Genomic DNA, 17,136 nt, shown 5'->3' with positions numbered 1-17,136 from the left:
CTTAAAGCACTTCTCGCCAGTGGATAACCCGGTCATTGCCACGGATCAGGCCAAACACAAATTCTGCCGCTGGATGTGTACATGCCAGTGTTTCCAGGTTGGAATTATATTGCTCTGCATCACACCATTGATACTGCATAAAGTCGAACTCTGCTTCGATCTCATAACCCAGGAATACGGCACCGTTGGGGTTTTCATCATCGGCAAAATTGACATTGAGCTCCATCGCAAGTGCACCATCAGCAACACCGGCATTCAACGTGCCACTTCCAGTTATGGATGGTGTACCAGCGATGCCATTACTGACATTCAGTATTTTGATTTGCGTTGCATCAAAGCTGCTGCAACTATCCAGTAAGTTGGTTTTCCATGCGCCTGCATTGCTGCCCTGAATTGTGCCAAAGAACTGGGCCTCAAAGACCACATCCAGAGACTGCTCCGTTGATACCGAATTGACGATACGGAAACGGCCTTCGCGAATTTCAATACCTTGCATCACGCCTTCGATATTCAGTTGCGACCAACCCGCATCAGCATAAGCGACTTTAACCCCTACGCCGTCTTCATCCTTAAGTGCATCAGCTGACAATGAAAACGCGATATTGGTACTACCTTCACCCGAACCGGTAGAGACTGGTAACGTCGGTGAACTTCGCTTGTTAAATACGATGTTATCGCTTCTCATCAGGAAGCTGAATTTGCCATCCGATAAATCACCGGCATCAAACTCTACCGATCCCAGAGAACTACTGACACTGGTGTCGTCGGTTTCGTATAGACGGGACGCAAACTGATTGCCGTCATCGTACCTGAAATCGCTGTTCAGGTTTGCGTCGTAATAGGTGGTGACTCCATTTTTGGCGTTTTTAGCGGTAAATTCCAGAATATGCGGTGTGCTGTCATTTATCTCATCATAGGAAGGAATGACATCACCCCGATAGGTGAAACTACCGCAGTAAGGCGCATAATCAAACGTGGTATCCAGAGCAAAATAGCCCGGAATAAAGCGGGTATGGACATAATCGGCTAAATTAGTATTTCCGGCAGCCGCCAGTACACTGTTGATTACCCCGACGTTGAGATAATCATTGTCTCGCACGTCAAGTGCAAACTGCCCCACTTCATCCATGCTGGCTACCATGGACACGGACACCCCCTGGGAGAAGTTCGGCTGTGCAGCGGAAAACCCATTGTTGGAGAATTGATTAAGCAACGAATCGTCAAGTATGTTGATCACATCCTGCGAGTCATTGGGATTGCGGATCATCAGATTAGCACGCGCCTCTAGCACCTCTTCCGGCGTATAGCGCTGCATTGAAAACATCAGATCGCCGGGCACATAACTGGGAACAACGCCACCTTCAGCACCATAAGCCGTTACCGTAAGATTAAAATCCTCACCGGCCACGTGAGTTTCTCCCACATCTGCGTTTAGCTGTAACCATGCGGGTTTTACTGTAAATTGCTTAGAAGCCGTAGCCCCTGCCGCTCTGACATGCAGCTTTATTTCACCTACATCGTGATATTTTAAATCCGACAACTGCATTTCTACACCATTGAAGAAATTCGACACTGTAGTGTAGTTAAGGGTTGACCCACTGTTGCTGGGACTTAACGACAACGTTGTGTTACCACTGGTGATTTCAAATGGCAACCCGGAACAGGTAGAAGGATTGATACATTCAACAGCAACCTGTAACGGTACCGGATTCTCCAGCGCCGGGCAGGTATCCGGTGATTTGACAATAACCGCATTGTTGCCTGACGAAAATGCCTGTTGTGCCACCTGTGTGGGGATGGTTTCAGAATCTCCGGTCGCATCACGGAAGATCATATCCAGGATATAATCAAAACTAATCTCACAGTTGGCCTGCGTACAGGTGTAACCATTGCTGGGCATGGGGGAAGCCATATGGATATGGAATACACCGGTTTCAACATTATCTCGACGCCAGTTACTGACAGTTCCTTCGCCATTGGTGAGCACTAACTCATCTTCAACAACGCGTGTTACCCCATCACTGGTATACTGCAGGAATACCGACTGATTACCCGGCACAAGACTGCTACAGGCCTCATCCTGACAGGCTCTGACAGTGATATCTGAAACAGAACAAATCGATGCCGGGCTGTCGTAATCAATTTCATAATGGTGCACTGTGATTGCACAGGGCGACAGGTCGTTCATATCTTGCTGTATGTTGGCAGCACTTTGCGCAAACCGGTAGATCCGCACATCATCAAACTGACCATCGGCTGAATTCCCCGTTGCATCAGGGAAGTAGGAGGGATGACGATTATCCCCGATAAACAAAGAGTTCATATTGCCCAGCACACTACTCATATTGGAGGGCACACTGCCTGAGTAAGATTGCGCATTGCCATTGACATAAATATTCATTTGTCGGTTTTCTAAATCCCAGCTAAACGCCAGATGTACCCAGGTGCCGGCAGGGAAATTCAACGGATACGACGTGGTAATACGGGCATCACGGTCAGACTCATCTTCCATACCGAACAACAATTTGCCATCGTTTGTAATGGTACCGTAGAAGTATATCGAGGCATTAGAAGCATCGAACAGTTGTCTGGCTCGGCCATTCACCCAGGCCTCATTAGCCTGATACCAAAAGGAAATTGTGCCCCGTGCGCCAATGTCGGTCTTCGGATTAATGGTAGTATCCACCGCATTTTGCGCAGAACCACTGTTATTGCGAGGAATAGAAACCACCTGACATGAGCCTAACTGACTTCCGCCATTACCATGCAGGAAGCTCAGATTAGTACCGTTGTTAATGTAGGCAGTCCCATTGAAGGCGTTATTCTCATCATTTAGTGCAACATTGCTGGCCCCTTCAAACTTATAATGGGCCAGGCTGTTATCACAGGCTGTACAGGCATAATCGTCCTGGTAGAGGGCAACAACAAATTCATCGTCGGGTTGTGCCGTACCATAAATGCGCAGATCATCGATACTTCCTTTGTACCAATTATCTAATTTAGACGGCTCGGATACGCCATTACCGGTGGTGGACGCATTGGCGCCAAGTACGATAGGTTCGGGGTTTGTATCAATACCTTGCGAAGGACTACTGTCACTGTCTTTTAACACTCCGTCAATGTACAAACGCTTGCCACTGGCTCCCCATGAATAAACGATATGGTGCCATTGGCCTTCCTGGATAACATTGGACGGCGAAACAATTTCGTTATCTCCCGTTGTTTGATGTCTGACCCTAATCGCACCGTTCGCTTTCACAAACATAGTAAGGTGTTTACCACCGTAATCAGTGCCCTGAGAATCTTTGGAAAAGATCGCCTGACCGTCATGGGTGCTGTCATCGATATTGGCATAGTCCAGCTCTGGTACATTGATCCACAGAGAAATTGCTCCCTGTGCAATCTCAAAAGCTTCACGATGCGGAATATTAATGTGCTCATCGATACCGGCGAAGCCCACAGCATTACAGAACTTACCTGAGGTGGTGGTTACCCCGTCCAGATAGTAGCCATTGTAGCCATTAACGATATCCACATAGCTTCCACCATCTCCGTTGATAGCGCACACATCTGCGCCATAATGCGCCACCAGCACAGGATCTGGTACTTCACATTCTTCACAGGTATCCGGGTTTTCCGCTTCATATAATTCAGCCACACCTGCGCTGCTTAACTGACCATCATATAAACGCAGGTCGTCCATTTCACCTTTGAACTTGTCTTTCAGATATTGGCTGGAAGAGCCATAATTTTCAGTCACCCAGGCGTTAGCCCCCAAAACAATAGGTTCAGGGTTACCACTCAACCCTCGGGTGCTACTGTCAGAATCGACCTCATTGCCGTTGAGGTATAGCTTCATGCCTTTATTACCCCAGGTATACACCAGGTGATACCATTGGTTGGCAGTCACCGCACCCGAAGATGCGTATACATTGCGATCCTGATTACTGTCATTGTAAATCTGATGCCTGGCCCGGATAGAACCGTTGCTGTTTAACCAGATTGTTAAATGGTCGCCACCGGCGTCCCAGCCACTGGAATCTTTGGAAAACAGGCCCTGCCCACCATGCCCATAATCGGAGCTATGTCCAAGGTCTTCGGCCTTAAACCAGAAGGACAAAGAGCCGCTGGCAAGGGAGAAATCATCTGCATGAGGGATCAGTACATTGGCATCCTCACCATCAAAACTCAGTCCCTGGCAATATTTTCCGTCAAACTCGATACTTGCGCCGTCTACAGCGCGACCGTGATTCTCGCCTACCGCATCAATAACTTCATCTTCGGAACCATTCAGACTACAAACGTTATTCTTCCAGTGACCAACCAATACCGGTTCTGGTTCAACACACTCTTCACAGGTATCTGCATTTTCTTCGGCATACAATACAGCAACAGCAGCATTATCCAGCTGCCCTTCGTACAGCCTGAGGTCGTCCATTTCACCAAGGAACTTGTCTTTTAAATACTGGCTACTTGAGCCATTATTTTCTGTCACCCAGGCGTTGGCGCCCAGGGTAATAGGTTCAGGATTGCCGCCAATACCACGGCTATCAGAATTGCTATCCACCAATGTCCCGTTAAGGTACATCTTCATGCCATAGCTACCCCAGCTATACACCAGGTGATACCACTGATTCTCATTAATGGCACCGGTATTGGTGTACAGGTTTTTATCATCGTTGGAGTTCGTTGTCTGGTGTCTGGCCCGTATCTGGCCATTGCTTTGCAACCATATTGTTAAATGGTGGCCGCCACTGTCCCAGCCACTGGAATCTTTCGAAAACAGTCCTTGTCCACCTTGTCCTGAATCACTACTGTGATCCAAGTCTTCAGCCTTAAACCAGAAAGATACCGTTCCTGAATCTAAATCAAATTCGGCGGCATTAGGAATATTAACGTGAGCGTCATCACCATTAAACTTCAGGCTTTGGCAGAACCGCCCTTCATTCTCAATGCTGGTTCCGTCCAGTGCCTGACCGTGATTCCCACTGATTGAATCTATCACTTCGTCGGCTGCACCGGTCAGCGAACAGAGATTATTTTTCCAGTGTCCCACCAGTACAGGTTCAGGCTCAGGATCAGGGTCCTGGCACTCACTGCAGGAATAGGCTGACAATGCCAGCAATTCATCCACCTGATTTTGGGCTAGTTGCTCGTCGAAAATGCGCACGTCATCCATGCTGCCTGAGAAGAAATCGTATAAATCATCCGGATCTGAGCCGTCATTTCCTGAGCGGTGAGCACTGGCTCCCAGTATGATAGGCTCGGGGTTACTTTCAATACCATAGGTTTCTTCACGGGTATCTTCCAGCACACCATTAACATACAGCTGCATTCCCTCGTCGCCCCAGGTGTACAGCACATGATACCAGGTGTTATCGCTTATTCTGGTTGATGAGAACAGGTTATAGCTATAGTCCTCAGACTGATAGCGAACCCGTATACGGGTATCATTGGGTTCGTAAATCCAGAATGTCAGGCTACCACCATCATCCCGTCCACTGGAGTCTTTGGAGAAAATGGCCTGGCCACGACTGGAAGAATCTCCTGGCAAGCTGGCGTCGGTGGTATTGAACCAAAACGAAATAGCGCCTTGCTCCAGAGCGAAATCGTTGTCATGAGGAATATTGACATGGCCTGTGTCCCCGTCAAACGTTACCCCCTGACAGTAAACGGCGCTTTGATTTGCACTGGCACTACCAATCGTCGTGCCATCATTGCCTCCGATAATATCGGGGACAGCCATGCTATTGCCATTTACCGGGCACACATCTAAAGGCCAATGACTAATGGGGTCGGGTAAAGGCTCTACCGGGTCAGGATCATCACCACCATTACATCCGGTAATATTGCCCACCTGATCTTCATCATAATAGACAACGGAACCTTCTTTCATATGGATGTCATCAGCGGTTAACCCACCTCTGACCGCAGACTGACGCTCCATTTGAATTTTTTTTCTGGAGTAAAGAAAGCCTTTATATTGAGCATTTTCTTTGATGTGCACGTCTTTATTGGCATAGATAAAAAACTTACTGGCAGATGACCACAAATTAACAGCCACATTGCGCTCAAAGTTTATATTGTTATCCGCATAAATAATGGTGGAATCGCCGCCAGCGTGCCAGATTTGCGCCCCTTCTTTTACTGTCAGGTCATCGATGTAATAAATGCCGCTGGAAAAACCTGCGTAGCTATTGCGTTCCAATTCCAGCTTTTTGATGCGGTAAACACCGTTTGCAGAAGTGAAATTGATTTGACCATTTTCTTTAACGATGACGTTTTTATAGTCGCCTTCTGGCAGTGACCCGGAACGGTCTCTTTCAATGGTGACATTATCCCCATCGGATTCCTGAAAATCCCCTATATCCAGACTTAAAGCGAGATTTCCCGAAGAGCGACAGGCTTTGTTGCCACAGCTGTAGCCATTGGTTTTGTCGTCGATGTCATTAAAGTCGATGAAACCATCAGCATAATACAAAGAATCATTTTTAATGAGATAGATTACCGCATCCCGCTCAAACACCATCTTGCCATTGTTATCATAGCTGGCCACCGCGTCGGTGAATACCTGAGACAGATTTGCGTTACAAACGCCTAACTCGCCATTATTTCGATCATCGTCGTCGTCATCGTCATCGTCATCATCGTCATCGTCATCGTCGTGATGGCGACTCGCCTGATCATCAGATAACAGAAAATTAACGATAAAAGGATTATTTGAAAACCCTACTACAGAAGCATAGGCGACCCGATGCGAAACAAAAATCAACACACTAAGAATCAATAACTGGATGAATCTCATGACTGCACATCCCGACCATCAATTGCCAATGTACGGCTGACCACGATCCCTTCACCTTCCAACTCGCAGGTTCCCTGGCTTTCGAAGCGGTAGTAGTTGGTACTATCCACCTCGGTGACCGTGCACAAAGCCACGACACTGCAATTTTCCATACCGGGAATGTCGTTAAAATTTTCCTGTACCCATAAGCTCGAATCAGAACCATCTGCATCGCAACGACTGGCATCACTGGTTTGTCCGGCAAATACATCCAACACTTTTTGATCAAGGCCGCTGCGCGCGGCATTCAGTGCCCGCAAGCCGTAGACCTCGTAAACAATGGTGGCAGAGCTGGTTCCCAGCAAACGCGACATAGACAAGCCCAGAAACGCCAGTACCAAAATGGCAAAAATGCTCATGATCAGCATATTGCCTGATTGTTGACCCAGCCCCTTGAGGCTATGGTGAGTTTTGCATATGTATTTCATTGTTAAATACTACCACTTCATCATTGCGCTCAAACATCAGGAGTGTGTGAACAATCGCGTTGCGTTGTAATCGAGAATCTTCAACCCGAAACGGTGCTTCGTCAAATGGTCGGTTATTATTCAACTGACCATTAGTAATTTTACTTATATCATTCGTCAGATTTTGTGCCATTAAGACTTTAGTGGCACCGTAAGTAATTTGCAGCTCGTCCACGTCAGCCACCTGGGTGGGTAAAATGCCGTAATCTGAAAGCAGGTACAGGTTATAACTGCCACTTTCCAGCACCAGGCAATAACTGATTGGGTCGCTGACAATATAAAAACGTTCAACTGTGGATTCTTCATCAAAGCTGATGGCATTTTGAAACTCTACTTCTTTTAGGCCATCGCGAGACGCATCCCTAACATCCTGAACCCGCACAATGCGCCCGTCATCATCTATCAGTTCGGCCTCATCGACATATACCTGTGAAGGGTCAGTTGGGTAAACCACAACATAGTGCGCCAACTCATTTGTGTCATCATAGCCAGAAGCAACGGCATCCAGGGCGCTCACCATATCGGGTCCTTCAATGGTGGTAATGGGGGAATCTGCACCGGTGGCGATAGATAAATAGAAGGTACTCCACTCAATCGGGAAAAACTCCAGACAGTGGGCATTGACGTCCTGTCCGGGCGGCTTATTCGCAGCCACCCGAATACTATTAGGCAGAGCATAACGAATGGCACGATTTAACCGCTCAACGGTATAGCGACTTTTGGCCAGAATATCGTCCCGTTCTGCAGTATCCACATACATCTGGGTACTGTTACCCATAAAATTGGTAACCCCCAGCGATACAATGCCAAGGATAACAATAACCGCTATCAGCTCTACCAGGGTAAAGCCGGCGTGTTGCTGACGAAATATGCCTGTTATTTGGGTGGTGTTACTTCGCTTCATCAAACAACACCTCAATAATTATGCTTGTAGGATGAAAACGTCATGTCTTCACCGTCTGGCATGGTCACAGTGATCTGAATAAACTTGATATTTCCGGTGGCTTCCTGTTGCGGGGTTTCTAAATGATTGGGAACACCATTCATGTCACTGTCATAACTGACAGAGACGGCAACCGCAAATCCTTCGTATAACTCTTTGCCATCTATCTCAAGGTCTAAGCCGAGAGAATTTTGCAACACTTCATCTTCGTAATAACCGTTAAAGTCATCAATATCATCAAAGTTTTCCCGTCCATTTTCACCATTTTCTGGGCCCAAAATAAGTGAACATGCTCTTTCATCATCTTGTTTGCGTATTTGTCCGTCGCCATTAACATCCTCATCACAACGAACACGACCACCGTTGCGATCAGAATTATCATCGTAAAACTTGCCGAGAATTTCATTGAACATGGATTGCGCCAGTTCAGTGGCACGTACCTGATAGATGGGAGTAACGCTTTTAGAGATTTGCGGAGAAACAACGCCAGTAACAACGGTCAATGCAATAGCAAACACGGTTATACCGATAACCATTTCGATCAAAGAAAATCCTGATTGTAAGCTTTTATTAGCACTAACAGGCATAAATATACCCTTCTGACTCTACACAAACATATGCAGAAGATTTACCAATAAACTCAATTCGACAACCATTGTATCCATTGACCGAATTTCCAACACATGTTAATTCATTTTGATTGGCTCTTCCTAAGGTGTCAAATTCGATAGCCGAGATTTCGTTTCCATCATTGCCACGCAATACCAAATCAATACCGTCCTTTTGCAGGGCACTGGCAGGCACGTAAAAGTACTCAGCAATGTCGCTGGTATCTATAGTATCGGCACAGGTGGCTTCAATTTGAGCGGTTATTGCAGTTACTGAGTAATCATTGGACGGAATACCAAACTGATCATTGGCATTATCAAAATAGACTTTATAGCAATAACCGTCGTTGCGCGTATCCTGCATAGCGCGGGTTTGCATATTGCGCAGTATAGAGATAGCACGGTTTTGATAAACCGTAGCGGCTATATCGGATGTGTTAAGTAACCGTGGAGCTACGTAAACAGAAAGAATCGCCAAAATTAAGACGACTAAAATAAGCTCAACCAGGGTAAAGCCCTGTGTGGTTTTTGAACATTGATGATTATCGCTTTTCATACAGTAAAAGCCGACACACAGTGTCGGCTTAAATGAGATGCTCTACTTTTTAGGCAGCACCAACATCATCACAGGTTAGAGTTTGAGTAATTACAGGTGTAGTAACAGAGTCACTTGGTGTCGTAGTGGCATTATCTGCGTCAGTATACTGAACAAAACAATTACCCGGTGTAGTTGCATTTGGACCGTTATAATTGCTGGGATAAATTGTAGTTCTGCCTTCATCATCAGAACCCGCATCAGCTTCGTATTCACAAATATACTGACCATCGCTAGAAGTTGTTACCCCTGCTGCTAACACGCTATCTGTCAGACCAATAATTCTGCAAATCTCGTCAGCTACCAGATAAGTATCAACCACATCATATGTTGCACCTTCAAGTGATATCGTTGCACCTGAGTTTACAAGATTCGCAGAATGCGCGATCTGACTTGCGGATCGCAGAGCACCGTTGATACCGCTAATCGCAGATTGTTGTGCATCATCCTGAATATCCAAAAACTTAGGTGCTGCGGTTACCGCCAGGATACCTAAGATAATAATGACAATAATCAGCTCAATTAAGGTAAAACCTTTTTGCTGTTTAAAGTTTGCTGTTTTCATATTTACTACTCTCATCGTTTTAACCTCAAATTATTAATTCTTTTGTGTTAGCAATTTTTCATCCTTAATCATAGTGTTCGGCATTCCCCTTATTGCCGTTATGATTCAGGTCAAAATCCCGGTTATCATTTGGTTGCGCTTACCACTTATTGCTAACCCACCAATTTTTTGACTCTGCCCGAGCTTATTCAATTAAGGTGCCAACATTTCCAGATTTCAGAAAAAAGGCAGCTTAGTCCTGTTAGTTATTGCTAAAAGTCGTTACCTGACCAAAACGAGGGTCGTAAACAAAACCGTTACCTACAGTGTCATCTGAGGGTTGGGCAACTTCGTTTTTAACCGTCTGCGTCAGGTAGTAATAACATAAATCATTGTTTTCTTCGGCAGCGCCATCCGCTACCGTGGTGTAATAACGCACGCCTTCAAACGCGTTTTCCTGGCCACCTTCCCATTCAGTCGTAATGGTGGGTGAACTTTGAATAATGCGCTTGAACACCTGCATACAATCTTCTTCATCAATATCCACGTCTTCAGAGTTAGTTTGTGCCAGACCAGTGGGATAACCCGTATCTTTATCCACCGCAATCTCGACACCGCCTAAGGTGACTGCCGTGACATTGGCGCTGATGTTTTCAGAAGGCCGACCTTCAATTTCCCACTGCGCCCGGATAAGACCAACACCAGTTGCAAAACCGCCACCTACACCTTCAACGGTTGCGTCTTCGGCGTCATCGGTGACATCCAAAAAGCGCGGCAACGCCGTTGCCGCCAGCAATCCGAGTACCACGACCACGATTACCAGTTCAATCAATGAGAAACCACTTTGCTTTGTCATATTGCTTTTCTCGACGCTTTTGTTACTCACGAATCGAAACATCTTTTTACTAACTCCGTATGTTGTATATGGTGACGCTAATTGGGTAGGAATAACATCCTACTTTAGTCTTAAACAACCCGTTTCATGCAAACCAATCCACATTAGTTGCACTGACAGCTATCCTTATATCGGCATTATTTGGGGATCTCTTAAGACTCGACGTGAAAAAAGGAGAGAATCTTAAGGACACCGAGCTAAAATTTAACCAGTATCCTTACTACAGTCAGATTTTTGTGTCTGGCGAACCGCCTTTTACCTCTAACTATTAATTTTTAAAGGTATTTATGAATAGTGTAGCTGCTTTATTCAAATTTTTGAACCCTGCCGGTGTAGATATAATAATCGAACCAGGCCCCGGCTGTAATACTGAAACGACACTTTGAGTCCAGTATTTTACCCCCCGTATTAATACCGTCAAAAAACTCAGCTCTGACCCTGAAAGTATCTAATTGCAATGGCATATCTAAAATCATATCCCAGACTTTTTTGCAGCCATCCATATTGGGTTCCACGCGAGGCCAACCCAGATCACTCATGTTCACTGGCAATCGGTTGGTTTCCTTTTGGGTTTCAATGTTGTAATCCACCAACATAATGCGCTCTGGTTGCCCTTTGGCACGCCATTGCCAATGCGCTGCAATCACCAAATTATTAAATTTGTCAGCAGCGTTCATCAACGCCGTTTTTTGAACATTTGGCTCGTTCTTATCGAAATACCATACAAACGTGGCTATGAGCACGAAAAAAAAGACGACAATTATAAAATTAATTAGTACGGTTCTGTGACTGCTATCAGACCTACTCATCAGCGTATCCTGTCTGGTTGAATTTGAAGGTTATTACAGCTAACACGTTTGCACATCTGCGATTATTCCTTACTTATGCGCATTCATCATATCCCACATGGGGGTAAATATGCCTAATGCTAATACAAGTACCATGGCAGATACTATAGAAATTAAGATAGGCTCAATTTTTGCGGTCAGTGTTTTCAGGTCATAATCCACTTCCCGTTCATAATATTCGGCCACTTCTTCTAAAAGCTCGTCAATCCGTCCCGTTTCCTCGCCGACATTAATCATCTGCATCACCAGCGGAGTAAACAGGCCGCTACTGGCAGCAACCCGGGCCATGCTCTCGCCGCGTTCAATATTTTGACGCATCCCTACGATGCGTTCAGACACAAAGGCATTGTCTACCGCATCGGCTGTCAGATTTAAGGCATGAGTTAGCGGTACACCGGCTTTTAACATCATCGAAAAGCTACGACAAAATCGGGCCAGCAGAGATCTCTCCAGAATATCTCCAACAGCAGGCATACGCAGTTTGTATCTGTCCCAACGATAACGGCCGTCTTTGGTATTCATGTAGCGCTTTAGTGTAAACAAGCCGCCCACAATACCGGCGATCAGTAACTCCCACTTGGTCATGAAAAAGTCAGACATTCCCAACAAAAATTGAGTCATTGGTGGCAGGTCGGCCCCCAGCTTTTCAAACATACCTTTGAAGGTGGGGATAACGAAAATGTTCATAATGACCAACGCGGCGACTATGGCTATCAGTACAAACATTGGATAACGGGTCGCTGATTTGATTTGTTTACGGGTTTCCTGTTCTCGTTCCAGATATTCAGCTAACTGCAAAAACGCCATATCCAGTTGCCCGGTGTTTTCACCAACGTGCACGATACTGACAAACAGTTGATCAAATATTTTAGGGTGATTGTGTAAAGCAGAAGACAGATTGCGCCCGCGCTCTAACTGGTCCGCCACGTCTTCCAGGGCGGTGGTCATTTTCACAGAATTTGAGGTTTCGGCCAGACCATTTACGGCCCGTAAAATGGGAATGCCGGCTTTCATTAATGAGTTCATCTGGCGCGAAAAGATAACCAGATCGGCCAGTGTTACCTCCGGCACTAACAATTCGATATTCAGACCGGTCTTTTTCTTAGCAGCGCCCTTCGATTTGGGTTGGCTTTTGGTCGGAGCGTTTTTGGCTGCGGTTATCTTCACCGGGATCAGTTTGCGCCCTAACAATGCCTGCGCAGCCGCCCCCTGATTGGCCGCGTCAATGGTGCCTTTAACCAAAGCACCCGTTGCATCTCGCGCTGAATAGCTAAAATTAGCCAAGCTGATCACCTTTATCCTAACAATTAGGGTTATTTATACACTAACTCCCGAGGCAACAACAGAGAGAAAAACGAGCGCCAGCTCTCATTTACAGCGGTATAACAGCGCCTAAGAGGGTTTATCGCCCTTGCCCCAATCCGGTTGTCTGGGTTGATTCAAATCCTGTTTAGGTTTTGCTGCGGGCTTCTGAGGCGCCTCAGATGAAGCTGCGGTTGTGGACTTATCAGTGCCGGGATTATCTGCACCGGGTTTGGTCTTGGCAGATTGCGACACGTCAGCCACCATCTCCACCAACTTAAGCACTTCTTCTATCGAAGTCAGTCCCACCTTGGCATACTGTAACGCGCTTTTTGCCAACGGCACATAGCCCGGCGCACGCTTTGCCATTCTTCCAAACAAACCCGTGTCCGCGTCTTTCAGCGCGTTCATCATATCTTCGGTCATTTCCAGTAGTTCAAACACCCCGATTCGACCGCGATAACCGGTTTGGTTACAAGTCTGGCAGCCGGCGCCTTTGTGGTATTTATAGCGCCTGGCGCCTGCTTCGATGTTATCTATCCAGAACAGTTCATCCTCTTCGGGACGGCTCTCGGTACGACAGTTTTTGCAAATACGACGTACCAGTCGTTGCGCGATAATGGCCCGCAATGAACTGGCAGCCAGATAACCAGGTGCCCCCATATCCAGTAAGCGAATGGCGCTACTTATTGAATCGTTGGTATGCAAGGTAGATAACACAAGGTGACCGGTTAATGCGCCTCGCAAACCGATTTCTACGGTTTCATGGTCCCGCATCTCACCCACCATGATGATATCGGGATCCTGACGCAATGTGGTTCTCAATACGTTTTTAAAATCCAGACCAATTTTGCTGTTTACCTGCACCTGATTAATCCGGGGTAAACGGTATTCCACCGGATCTTCAACCGTAATAATCTTTTTGGCCGGCAAATTCAGTTCCGACAAGGCCCCGTACAAGGTAGTGGTTTTCCCGGAACCGGTTGGTCCGGTCACCAGTATCATTCCGTGAGGGCGATGTAAAAGTTGTCGAAAGCGCTTTAACAACCTTTCCGGCATCCCGGTTTGTTCTAAAGTTAACAAGCCGGCCGATTGATCCAACAAACGCATAACCACGGATTCGCCATTTTGTACCGGCATGGTGGAAACCCGGACATCAATAGAACGGCCTTTAATGCGAATGTTGGTGCGGCCGTCCTGCGGCAAACGCTTCTCTGAAATATCCAGTCCGGACATCAGTTTTAAACGCAAAACCAGCGCAGACGCGATGTTTTTTTCATTAATGACGCTTTCCAGCAGAACGCCATCGACCCGTTGCCGGATGCGTAACTTGCCTTCATCCGGCTCGATATGAATATCTGACGCTGACATTTGTACGGCATCTTCAAAGATAGACTGCAGCAATTTGGCCACAGTGGTGTCTTCTTCTTCATCACCAGCGGTATCAGTTAAATCAAAATCGTCGTCATCTTCGTATTCTGATGCCAGCGCCTGAGCAAAAGAGGCGATTTCTTCAGTGCGTCGATAGTAGGTATCAAAGGCATGGTACAACTGGGATTCAGGCACAATAGCCAGTTCCAGCGGTTTGGGCAGTATGTTTGACAGGGTATCCACAATAGACAAGTCAGCCGGATCACTCATGGCAATCAGAATGCTGTCGTCCCGCTCTTCCAATGGCAGTGCTTTTAAGCGACGTGCCTGCACTTCCGGCACCAGTTTCACGACATTGGGATCAATCTTTTTGCGGGAAATATCCAGCAGCGGAATATTCAGTTGCTGCGCCAGAAAAGTCAGTAAGCCCTGTTCAGTGACAAAGCCCAAATCCTGTAGCGCCTGGCCGAGTTTGCGCCCCGTTTCCCGCTGCGCAGTAAGCGCCTGCTGAAGTTGTTCATCAGTGATAACCGACTCGTGAACCAACAGATCCCCGAGTCGCATCTTTAACTTTGGCTTCAATCTAGCCCCCCAGCTCGAGAATTCTCTGTTTTATAAAATCATTGGCTGAGGCTGACAACTGCCGCAAATCAGCGGCGTTTTCGTAGGCTTTTAGCGCACCATCTCGTTGCGACATACGATCCAGCGATACCGCTAAACCTAACCACCATTGCGCTCTGTTGGGTTCAAAGATCACCAGTCTTCCGTACAGATGTGAAGATTCGGCGTTGAGTTCCAACTCCTGCGCCACGGTGGCCTTTAAACCATAAAAATCAATATTGCGCTGCACATCAGGATCAACACCTTCAAGCACTGTGTATGCTGCGCGTAACTTTTTCTCGCGATAAAACAACCGGGCCAACATCAGACGAAAATCCACCCGTTGCGGCGCGATATCGATGCCATCAGACAACACCACACTGGCGGCACCATTGTTTCCGTTGGAATAGAGCAAGACGGCTAACTTTTTGCGAATATCATGCTGTTTAAAGTCGACATTGAGAATTTGACGATACAGGGTTATGGCCCTTTCTACATTGTTTTCGGCCACTGCCTGAGAAGCCAGGCTGGATAATTCAGTGATTTGCGCGGTAGCGCCTTCCACACCACTTACCTGAACAAAGCTCCCTCTGCCGGGTGCCACAGGTACCAATGTCTGCCCTACGGTTACCACCGGCTCTGCCGTGTTTTGGCTACCGGCCTCTTTGGCCTGGGGTTGGCTATCTGCGCTTTGTGTAGCAGCAAAGTCGGCTTCGGCGAAATCGTCTTCGGCATCACCAGCTGTTTGTCGATTTTGCTCATCGTCTGCGCTGGCCGTGGCCGTTGTTGCTTGCACAGCACTTTCAGAAGGCTGGCTTTTCGCAAGCAACTCCTGTTCATTTTGCATGTTTGTAACTTGCGGGGGTTTCACCGGCTCGTCGATAACCGGAACGCCGCCCCGGGTCGGCATCATCTGATCCAGCGCGCTGTTGACCGACACCTTTTTACTTTGTTGCTGTTTTGGCTCTTCGCCTGAAATAAATTGCATGGTCTGGGTGTACAGATCGACAAAATACTCGGGACCCATAGCCCGATAACTGAAATATCCGGCAGCTGAGACCCCAATAAAAGCAATAAAGAAAATCATATAGCGAATGCGCTTTGATTCTGGCGGCTCCTGATAATCGCTTCCGTCCCCATGCTCATGGGCACCACGATCATCGAGATCCTTTAGCATCTTATTCACGACACTCACAGTAATTCAGCTCCAGTCAAAAAATTGGTCAGTTCGCTTCGGAACATAAACAAAAGCAATAATAACGCCAAAATTAATACAAAAATCGATACCCGGCTATTCGACCTTGGTTGTATACAGGCATCTGTATCTTTGACGGCAAGTTTTACGTGATCTTTAGTCACGCGATGCTTTCCTTCGCCATAGGCCAACATCAATGCTTTGTGAGCAACAACGTTGACTATTCTTGGGGTTCCTCTGCAGGCCTTGTGCAGCAAGCCACACACCTGACGACTAAAAATTTCTTCGGAGCGATTGCCCGCTACACTGAGACGATGTTTCAGATAAAAATAAAGTTGATCCCTGTCCATGGTTTGCAACGCATAGCTAAATGTAATGCGTTGCTTTAATTGTCTGAGCTCGCCCTTGCTGATTTTGGTATCCAGTTCTGGCTGCCCGAACAAAACCACCTGCAACAATTTACGCGATTCGGTTTCCAGATTGGTAAACAGGCGCAACACCTCAAGGCTTTCACTGGGTAACGCCTGCGCTTCATCAATGATCAACACCACGGAATTGCCGCCCTGATGGATCTCAATCAGCTTTTCCTGTATTCGCTGAGTAAACTCCTGTTGATCAGTTTGAGTGCTCAGATTGACTTTAAGTTCAGCCGCCACTGCCCGTCTCAATTCTTCCGGTGACAGATAAGGGTTGGGAATATAAGCCGTGACGAAGTGATCAGGTAACTCATTGAGAATTTTTCGGCATATCAGGGTTTTGCCGGTCCCCACTTCGCCGGTAACTTTGATAAACCCTTCACCGGCTTTAAGCGCGTGCAAAATTACATCTAACGCTTCTTTATGGCAGGGTAAACCGTAAAAATAGCTGGTGTTGGGGGTTAGTGTGAAAGGTAACTCCCGCAAACCAAAATGATACAGGTACATA

12 protein-coding genes are annotated in these 17,136 nt (G+C 46.7%); all 12 read right to left on the bottom strand.

Features of this window, described 5'->3' with window-relative positions; all coding sequences use genetic code 11:
• Position 1: 1 nt before the first annotated feature.
• The 12 genes from LJ740_RS21935 to LJ740_RS21880 all read right to left on the bottom strand — a co-directional run bounded on the left by LJ740_RS21935 (position 2) and on the right by LJ740_RS21880 (position 17,135).
• Complete coding sequence (locus LJ740_RS21935) at positions 2 to 6,805, bottom strand: LamG domain-containing protein (protein WP_229531280.1); 6,804 nt, start codon at positions 6,803 to 6,805, stop codon at positions 2 to 4.
• Positions 6,802 to 7,203: a type II secretory pathway protein gene (locus tag LJ740_RS21930; RefSeq protein ID WP_229531279.1), complete on the bottom strand. Its 402-nt coding sequence runs from the start codon at positions 7,201 to 7,203 to the stop codon at positions 6,802 to 6,804. Before LJ740_RS21930 ends, LJ740_RS21935 begins: the two co-directional genes overlap by 4 nt.
• 40 nt (positions 7,204 to 7,243) lie before the next feature.
• Positions 7,244 to 8,215, bottom strand: a complete 972-nt coding sequence (locus LJ740_RS21925) for a PilW family protein (protein WP_229531278.1) — start codon at positions 8,213 to 8,215, stop codon at positions 7,244 to 7,246.
• A gap of 11 nt (positions 8,216 to 8,226) precedes the next feature.
• Entirely contained in the window at positions 8,227 to 8,841 is a 615-nt protein-coding gene (locus tag LJ740_RS21920) for a type IV pilus modification PilV family protein (RefSeq protein ID WP_267498397.1), read from the bottom strand.
• Positions 8,831 to 9,418: a type II secretion system protein gene (locus tag LJ740_RS21915; RefSeq protein ID WP_229531277.1), complete on the bottom strand. Its 588-nt coding sequence runs from the start codon at positions 9,416 to 9,418 to the stop codon at positions 8,831 to 8,833. Before LJ740_RS21915 ends, LJ740_RS21920 begins: the two co-directional genes overlap by 11 nt.
• A gap of 49 nt (positions 9,419 to 9,467) precedes the next feature.
• A complete protein-coding gene (locus LJ740_RS23390) occupies positions 9,468 to 10,037 on the bottom strand; it encodes a prepilin-type N-terminal cleavage/methylation domain-containing protein (RefSeq protein ID WP_324255648.1) in 570 nt (189 codons plus the stop codon).
• Positions 10,038 to 10,263: 226 nt separating this feature from the next.
• On the bottom strand, positions 10,264 to 10,857 hold the full coding sequence (locus LJ740_RS21905; RefSeq protein WP_324255647.1) for a prepilin-type N-terminal cleavage/methylation domain-containing protein: 594 nt from the start codon (positions 10,855 to 10,857) through the stop codon (positions 10,264 to 10,266).
• A gap of 344 nt (positions 10,858 to 11,201) precedes the next feature.
• Positions 11,202 to 11,705, bottom strand: a complete 504-nt coding sequence (locus LJ740_RS21900; RefSeq protein WP_229531275.1) for a hypothetical protein — start codon at positions 11,703 to 11,705, stop codon at positions 11,202 to 11,204.
• 69 nt (positions 11,706 to 11,774) lie between these two features.
• Positions 11,775 to 13,028 carry a type II secretion system F family protein gene (locus LJ740_RS21895; protein ID WP_229531274.1) on the bottom strand — a complete coding sequence of 418 codons (1,254 nt, stop codon included), beginning with the start codon at positions 13,026 to 13,028 and terminating at the stop codon, positions 11,775 to 11,777.
• Between the two features lie 108 nt (positions 13,029 to 13,136).
• The gene (locus LJ740_RS21890) at positions 13,137 to 14,999 is read right to left on the bottom strand and encodes a GspE/PulE family protein (RefSeq protein ID WP_324255646.1); all 1,863 of its coding nucleotides are present in this window, start codon (positions 14,997 to 14,999) and stop codon (positions 13,137 to 13,139) included.
• 1 nt (position 15,000) lies between these two features.
• Entirely contained in the window at positions 15,001 to 16,203 is a 1,203-nt protein-coding gene (locus tag LJ740_RS21885; RefSeq protein ID WP_229531273.1) for a tetratricopeptide repeat protein, read from the bottom strand.
• A gap of 5 nt (positions 16,204 to 16,208) precedes the next feature.
• Positions 16,209 to 17,135: an ExeA family protein gene (locus LJ740_RS21880; protein ID WP_229531272.1), complete on the bottom strand. Its 927-nt coding sequence runs from the start codon at positions 17,133 to 17,135 to the stop codon at positions 16,209 to 16,211.
• Position 17,136 lies beyond the last annotated feature (1 nt).

Source organism: Planctobacterium marinum (genome assembly GCF_020687805.1).
Classification (GTDB): Bacteria; Pseudomonadota; Gammaproteobacteria; order Enterobacterales; family Alteromonadaceae; genus Planctobacterium; species Planctobacterium marinum.
The sequence above is the reverse complement of the archived record's forward strand: the minus strand, read 5'-3'. Positions and strand labels throughout refer to the sequence as shown.

Coding starts and splice junctions, on each gene's coding strand:
- LJ740_RS21935 (WP_229531280.1), bottom strand. CDS start 6,805: ATGAGATTCATCCAGTTATTGATTCTTAGTGTGTTGATTTTTGTTTCG.
- LJ740_RS21930 (WP_229531279.1), bottom strand. CDS start 7,203: ATGAGCATTTTTGCCATTTTGGTACTGGCGTTTCTGGGCTTGTCTATG.
- LJ740_RS21925 (WP_229531278.1), bottom strand. CDS start 8,215: ATGAAGCGAAGTAACACCACCCAAATAACAGGCATATTTCGTCAGCAA.
- LJ740_RS21920 (WP_267498397.1), bottom strand. CDS start 8,841: ATGCCTGTTAGTGCTAATAAAAGCTTACAATCAGGATTTTCTTTGATC.
- LJ740_RS21915 (WP_229531277.1), bottom strand. CDS start 9,418: ATGAAAAGCGATAATCATCAATGTTCAAAAACCACACAGGGCTTTACC.
- LJ740_RS23390 (WP_324255648.1), bottom strand. CDS start 10,037: ATGAGAGTAGTAAATATGAAAACAGCAAACTTTAAACAGCAAAAAGGT.
- LJ740_RS21905 (WP_324255647.1), bottom strand. CDS start 10,857: ATGACAAAGCAAAGTGGTTTCTCATTGATTGAACTGGTAATCGTGGTC.
- LJ740_RS21900 (WP_229531275.1), bottom strand. CDS start 11,705: ATGAGTAGGTCTGATAGCAGTCACAGAACCGTACTAATTAATTTTATA.
- LJ740_RS21880 (WP_229531272.1), bottom strand. CDS start 17,135: ATGTACCTGTATCATTTTGGTTTGCGGGAGTTACCTTTCACACTAACC.